The organism is Desulfosporosinus sp. BICA1-9 (assembly GCF_000802135.1).
This window is the reverse complement of record NZ_JUEE01000183.1, coordinates 1-6,033: the sequence shown is the minus strand read 5'-3', so window position 1 is coordinate 6,033 and position 6,033 is coordinate 1. Positions and strand designations below refer to the sequence as shown.

The window sequence follows — 6,033 nt, the reverse complement described above, 5'->3', positions numbered from 1 at the left end:
CCCGTCCGCCACTGCCCACGAAGTTCGACATTCGATATTCGATATTCGACCCAAGTAGTCTTTATGGTCTTTTACACCACACAAACTACCTTAAATCGAACCTCGAACCTCGAATATCGAACCTCGAGTAGGCCGTTCGACTTGCATGTGTTAGGCACGCCGCCAGCGTTCGTCCTGAGCCAGGATCAAACTCTCCAAAAAAAGTTATTCAAACTTCTACTATTGAAGAAGATGATTCGCTCATGATTTATTTTGAAACTCCTTCGAGTTTCTCTCATTGGCTGTCCTTGTTGTTTAGTTTTCAAAGACCATTAATTTTCCTTAGCCGTTTGAGGCCGGATTTACGTCTTAGCATTTTCAACTCTCGTTGTCAACAACTAATTTTCCGTATGTTTTGATCAAGTAGTGTGAAGCCGTGACTTCTTGCACTTTCGATCAATGTGCGTTTGTGGCACTCGGTTATAATACCATTTTCATCATATGCTGTCAACTGTTTTTTTATGCTACTGCTCTTGGTTTCACTCACCTAAGTTTCACACAGTGGAGCAACGATTGAGATAGTATCACAGATTTCTATGTGCCCTCAATAGGGTGATTTGTAAAGCTTGAGTATTAACCAACTTCTAAGGGGTTTGTACATGGTGCTTTGGTGCTTGGTACTAGATATAGTTTTTGCTGTTTATGTTATTTTTATACTCTGAATAAATTCCGCATTAATAAGTTCGCTGCCTTTTTTAGTTTCTATTTCAAGCCAATTTTCATTGACATCAATGATTATTCCCTTGACACTAGTGCCAAAAGATCCCGTAGATATCAAGCATTGCTTGCCGATATATCGTTTAATGAGTTCGTTGGTCATCTTTACAACACCTTTCCTCTTCTTGATTCTTAAAAGTATTGCCTTATATAAGGTACGTTGTTGCGGTAAAACAACAAAAAATATAATAAAAAACGGCAAATAAATCGCAATCAATGATCCTATATTCAATAGACCTCATCCTTTTATATGGATTAATTAAATACCGTCGACCCAAGTTATGACATACTCTGTGGCTTGTGGTGTACTTATGCTCCCTGGATCACTGACATGCCATTTTCCATCGATACCTTGTTCTCTAGCTGTTAGTTCGAAATGACACATGGCTATCCCCATGTCAACTCTTTGTAAATCATAAGCCAAGGCCTTGGCATAACCCTTAGTATGCTGAAGGTAGAAATGGATCTTATTAGTATCCTTGACAATCCTCCACGGTTGCTTGTTGGAGGCAGAGGGTGCCAGTCGAAGCATTTCGAGAGGGGTTGCGAATTTTCCAGCCTCCAGCTCAGATAAGTGATGACTAAAATCACGACTGAAGAAAAGCTCACCCCAGCCTTTGCGATTTTTTGATCCCGCAGTAAATCTCAATGCAGAATCAATCAGACTCTTTCTACTACTGGGATAGCCTATGGGTGTGATACAAGGCAATACTTCATGATCCTTTTGCCCAATTGCCCTACCAAATTCACTTTTCTTGAAGGTTCCTCCAAGCCAACAAGTACCTAACCCCAAAGATGTAGCATATAGAATAACCTTCTCCAGGGAATAACCAAAGTCTTCCAAATCTCTATCCGCCTTTTCGACAGCAGCAACGACATAGGTTGAAGCACCTCTTATCACGCCATAAGTCCCAAGCTTTGCATTCGATTCTTTACGAGCAAGATCACTTTCAATCAAGTTCATTCTTAAAGTCCCACCAAACGGACCCCTCGGCATCGAAAAGAATCCTTGCAATTTTTCTTTTATCTCTGGTGTCAGAGGTTGCTCTAAATAAGTTCGGACAGATAGTCTCTTTTTAATTATTTCTGTAATCGTCAATTCGAATAGTTCACCCCTCATAGAAACCTCCACATCAAGGATTGGGATTTACACTTAACCCCTCTCGTCAATTATAGCAAATTATGGAGATTAATGAAATTGTTTAATAACTATTGTTTAGTCTTCTTTCAACCGCAACTGTTTGATTCATGACAAATATTCCCTCAACTATCGAGGCCTAAAAAAACAGACCCCGGATCTATACCGAAGTCTCTAGATAGAGATTTATTAACATTTAGTTTGGACTAGCTAAGATAATGGGGCAATAATTTTCTTCTCAGATTTCTTCTTCATTTTTTCCTTATTTTTAGGACTCTTGTCTCCCAAATAAAATACCTCCCATCACCCATTTACCCTAGTATTACAGGTAAAACATTTTTCCATACATAGTTTAGCCATCACCCTACCCACCGTTTCGAATGACCTTATCTCGATATACTGTTACTTTCTTGCATTTTAAAATCATAAGCAAATAGGCGCTATTTTACGGGATCGAGTGATTCTTTCAAACCACATCCCAATTGACTGCGTGAGTGTATTTGTGATTTATGAATTATTCATCCCCTTTAGTTTGCCACTTAGAGATCAGGCCAACCACCACTAACACAATTAATGACACTATTGAAAAAATAAATAAGAACATTGCACCATTATCGTCGTTGGATATCGGACTTATTAAAGAATTTTCCCCGAGCAAGTATATTGTAATTCCAGCCACTAAACCTGATAACCCAAGGACAAATCCAATTTTTCTACCTATCGTCTTAGTATCTTTTCTCGGTCCGACGTAAGAATTGTTCCATATTATTCGAAGCAAATAATAGGTCATGCACCCCATCATAATTACATAAACATTCATGGGATATTTTAACCATCGGAACCCAAACCCATAGAGCCCTATATCAATCAAGAGCAGATAAAAGAGCAACATATAGGCCTGATTTCCAATCATGTTTCGTTTTTGAATTTGCATTTCATCTAATTCATTACTACGCATCTTCATCACCTTCCCAAAATAATTGATCGAGAGTTTTCCCTAGGACTTTACATATAGAAATACATAACTTAATGGATGGATTGTAATCACCTTTTTCAATCGCATTAATGGTCTGTCGAGTAACTCCAGTGGCATCCGCCAAATCCTTTTGTGACATGTCTTTAGCTGCTCTCGATGATTTCAATTTCAAGTTCTTACTCATCATAACACCTCTAGTAAAATAGTAACATTAATCAAGCTTAATGTCAAATATTTTATACACTTTGTATATAGTACTTGATACAATGCGTTATTATTTTTGCTGATACATACTTTTGCAGACAAAAAAAGAGCCTCACACTCGTTCATGGTGAAGGCTCGTAAACTTCAATAATTTACAGGTTCATACTATTATAAACACACTCTGAAGAAAAACCCCAATGCTTACCACATGGCCATATGTCCATCCGCTCTTGACTCGGTGCCACCAGCCAGAATCCCGTCCTTACTTCTCCAGATGATTTGACCACGTCCAAAACTAGATGTATCCATCGACCATCGAATGTTATGTCCTCTACGCGCTAATTCTTGAGCAATCGACTCAGGAAAGGAGTGTTCAATCTCAATGGTTTTTCCATTAATCCATTGCCAACGTGGCGCATCAAGAGTAGCTTGAGGATTCAAATGATAATCGACAGTATTCATAATCACTTGGACATGCCCTTGAGGTTGCATGAAGCCTCCCATCACTCCAAAGGGGCCCACAGGAAGGCTATCTTTTGTTAAGAAGCCTGGAATGATAGTATGGTAAGGCCTTTTACCTGGTTGAAGACAATTGTCATGGTTCGGATCCAAAGAAAAGTTGTTTCCGCGATTATGTAGACTAATCCCTGTTTTTGGTACAACCAAGCCAGAACCAAAGCCCTTATAATTACTCTGAATATACGAAACCATGTTCCCTTCGTCATCTGCGGTTGCTAAATAGACCGTCCCGCCTTTGGATGGGTTTCCAGGTTCAGGTTGAATCGCTCTATCTCCAATTTGTTTCCGGCGTTCCTCAGCATACTCATCTGATAACAGTTCCTCAATACTTACCTTCATTTGAGAGGGATCGGCAATGTACTTCTTCCCGTCGGCAAACGCCAGCTTAAGTGCTTCGATTTGCCGATGATAAGAGTCGGTGCTCTCTTTGAATTCGAATTCAAACCCTTTTAAAGAATTTAAGGCCATTAAAGCCACAAGTCCATGTCCATTGGGCGGAATTTCCCAGACCTTATACCCACGATAATTGATGGAGATCGGGGTTACCCATTCCGGAGTGTAAGCCGCCAAGTCATCTGCTCTCAGAAAACCACCGTGCAGCTTAGAGAATTGATCGATTTTCTCCGCGATTTCTCCACTATAAAACGATCGGGCGTTTGTTTCGGCAATCGATTGCAAGGTGCGGGCGTGATCTTGAGAACTCCAAAGCTCACCAATTTTTGGAGCACGCCCTTGAGGAGAGAATGTCTTAAACCAGTTTTTGAATTGCTCGTCTTTAAGATTCACCGCATATCGGTCGAAAGCGATCTCCCAATTCTTCCCCACAGTTGGGGATACGGGATAACCTTGTTCGGCATACGAAATCGCAGGTTGCATCGCTTTGGTCAGAGGAAGCTTACCGAAACGGGTAGATAACTCAGCCCAGGCAGCGGGCGCTCCCGGAACGGTAACGGGATACCATCCATAGGTAGGCATTTCTTGGTGTCCAGCTTTTTTCAAGGCTTGCAACGTGAGCAGTTGGGGGGCAGGGCCGCTGGCGTTAAGTCCAAAAAGTTGCCCCTTAGTCCAGACCAAAGCAAATGCATCCCCTCCTATTCCATTTGAGGTCGGCTCAACAACCGTAAGACAGGCCGCTGTGGCAATCGCCGCGTCAATGGCATTTCCACCCTTTCTTAAGACCGATAACCCTGCTTCGGCCGCAAGGGGCTGAGAAGTGGCAACCATACCATTTTTGGCGTAGGCGGTCATTCGACGTGAGGCATAAGGATTATAAAGCGTATCAAAATTAAGCATCTTACGCATTCCTCCACTACTTGTATTTCTGTATTAGCTTGGCATTAGCCCCTAGTTGAACAATGATTACTCGTCCTTACACAAATCCTATAATCAAGCAACAAACTGTACTCAGTAAGTAGGATAAGAAGGCCACAATTTGGTCTGAGCACCTCTCTATATGATCGAAAAGACCTGTACTATTTTACCATTTTGTTCCACATTTTTAAAGTAGTGCATATTATGTGGTATCACTGGAAGGGAGGAAATTCAAATGGCATTTGATAACGTTGGTGGAGCAGCTTATGGTGGCGGAAAAGGCTTAGGCGCAGGGATCGCCGCAGTTGTAGTCATAATTCTTCTTCTAATCGCAATGGGAATTGTATTTTAATTTAGAAAGGTGGAACTTCTTATGTACGGAATGGGTTATGGTGGAATGACCGGAGCATGTTGTCCTCAACCTGTTGCACCAGTTGCTGCAGCTTGTGGCGGCTATGGTGTTGGCGTAGGCGCAGGTGTAGGAGTAGGCATTATCGCAATCGCTATTTTGATTCTTATCGCATTAGGCGTCATTTTCTAAAATGACGTCTGAGATATCTAATAAATGGAGATACTAATGATTCTGATATAATCTAAGAGGGCTACCACTTCATATGTGGTAGCCTTTAACTAATTTGAATTAGAACCTAATGACATAGTTGTTTCAATCTTTTGACATACTTTTGACAAATATTCTTACTATAATTCAATCATAAGTTAAATCAAATAACAAAAGGAGTGCATAAACCATGAAAAAGTTCAAATCTTACATTGCTGCAGCCACGATCGTGGGACTCTTAGGGGTAACCGGAACAGCCTTCGCTGCCATAACTGGTCAGACTCCAGCAGAAATCACAGCTGGCTTGACTGGAAAAACCGTAGATCAAGTTACCTCGGAAAGAGCTACAGGAAAAACCTATGGTACCATCGCTAGCGAAGCCGGAAAGTTAGACGAGTTCAAAGCTCAGACTCTTGAACAAAAGAAAGCCATCCTTGACCAAAGAGTCAAAGATGGCAACCTCACTCAGGCACAAGCAGATGCTATGCTCAACTCCATAGCGACGAATCAAGCCACCTGCGACGGAACCAGTACTGCCAGATTAGGAAGAAGCATGGGAGCTGGATTTGG

Annotated in this window: 7 protein-coding genes and 1 rRNA gene; 2 read left to right on the top strand and 6 right to left on the bottom strand. The window is 41.3% G+C overall.

Translation table 11 applies throughout. The annotated features are described in order from the left end of the window. The 6 genes from JL57_RS35320 to JL57_RS23125 form a co-directional block, all read right to left on the bottom strand. Positions 1-201, bottom strand: a 16S ribosomal RNA gene (locus JL57_RS35320); the annotation flags it as partial. Between the two features lie 478 nt (positions 202-679). Beyond that, entirely contained in the window at positions 680-988 is a 309-nt protein-coding gene (locus JL57_RS23145; RefSeq protein WP_034144294.1) for a DUF6897 domain-containing protein, read from the bottom strand. Positions 989-1,015: 27 nt separating this feature from the next. Continuing rightward, positions 1,016-1,876: a nitroreductase family protein gene (locus JL57_RS23140; RefSeq protein ID WP_034144293.1), complete on the bottom strand. Its 861-nt coding sequence runs from the start codon at positions 1,874-1,876 to the stop codon at positions 1,016-1,018. A gap of 532 nt (positions 1,877-2,408) precedes the next feature. Continuing rightward, positions 2,409-2,852: a DUF6773 family protein gene (locus JL57_RS23135; protein WP_291300463.1), complete on the bottom strand. Its 444-nt coding sequence runs from the start codon at positions 2,850-2,852 to the stop codon at positions 2,409-2,411. Further along, positions 2,845-3,054, bottom strand: coding sequence for a helix-turn-helix transcriptional regulator (locus tag JL57_RS23130; RefSeq protein ID WP_034144291.1), 210 nt, complete (start codon positions 3,052-3,054; stop codon positions 2,845-2,847). The genes JL57_RS23135 and JL57_RS23130 overlap by 8 nt, the downstream gene beginning before the upstream one ends. Positions 3,055-3,275: 221 nt before the next feature. Further along, positions 3,276-4,895 carry a gamma-glutamyltransferase family protein gene (locus JL57_RS23125; protein WP_291300462.1) on the bottom strand — a complete coding sequence of 540 codons (1,620 nt, stop codon included), beginning with the start codon at positions 4,893-4,895 and terminating at the stop codon, positions 3,276-3,278. A 382-nt stretch (positions 4,896-5,277) separates the two neighbouring features. Here JL57_RS23125 and JL57_RS35315 point away from each other — a divergent pair, with 382 nt between their 5' ends. Beyond that, positions 5,278-5,445, top strand: a complete 168-nt coding sequence (locus JL57_RS35315) for a hypothetical protein (protein WP_291300438.1) — start codon at positions 5,278-5,280, stop codon at positions 5,443-5,445. 208 nt (positions 5,446-5,653) lie between these two features. Next, positions 5,654-6,033 (top strand): DUF2680 domain-containing protein (locus JL57_RS23115; protein ID WP_291300461.1); only part of this gene is annotated, 380 nt, incomplete at its 3' end.

Coding starts and splice junctions, on each gene's coding strand:
- JL57_RS23140 (WP_034144293.1), bottom strand. CDS start 1,876: ATGAGGGGTGAACTATTCGAATTGACGATTACAGAAATAATTAAAAAG.
- JL57_RS23135 (WP_291300463.1), bottom strand. CDS start 2,852: ATGCGTAGTAATGAATTAGATGAAATGCAAATTCAAAAACGAAACATG.
- JL57_RS23130 (WP_034144291.1), bottom strand. CDS start 3,054: ATGAGTAAGAACTTGAAATTGAAATCATCGAGAGCAGCTAAAGACATG.
- JL57_RS23125 (WP_291300462.1), bottom strand. CDS start 4,895: ATGCGTAAGATGCTTAATTTTGATACGCTTTATAATCCTTATGCCTCA.
- JL57_RS35315 (WP_291300438.1), top strand. CDS start 5,278: ATGTACGGAATGGGTTATGGTGGAATGACCGGAGCATGTTGTCCTCAA.